Origin of the sequence: Shigella sp. FC1967, from assembly GCF_001743005.1 — a bacterium.
Taxonomy (GTDB): domain Bacteria; phylum Pseudomonadota; class Gammaproteobacteria; order Enterobacterales; family Enterobacteriaceae; genus Proteus.
The window spans coordinates 1-360 of record NZ_MIIZ01001393.1; the positions used below are offsets into that span (position 1 = coordinate 1).

Annotated in this window: 1 pseudogene; it reads left to right on the forward strand. The window is 48.3% G+C overall.

Going from position 1 to position 360, the window contains the following annotated elements:
• Positions 1–360, forward strand: a pseudogene (locus BHE89_RS22365) (RNA-guided endonuclease InsQ/TnpB family protein); the annotation flags it as partial.

The window sequence follows — 360 nt, forward strand, 5'->3', positions numbered from 1 at the left end:
TCAAATATCACGGGGCTTGATGTGGGGCTGAGTCATTACGCCATCAAATCAGACGGCAATAAGATTGCTAATCCGCGCCACCTTATCAATGCCAGCCGTACACCTACGTCGAAAACAAAAAGCCTTATCTCGCAAGCCAAAAGGGAGTGCTAATCGCCGTAAAGCCCGAATACAGCTTGCAGGTGTACACGAACGGGTAGCCAATGCCCGTGCTGATTTTCAACACAAACTCTCTCGTGCAATTGTTGACGAAAACCAAGCGGTAATTGTCGAGACACTGAAATCGGCGAATATGATGAAAAACCACTGTCTGGCTCGCGCTATCGGTGATGCAGGCTGGCATGGTTTTATCACAAAGCT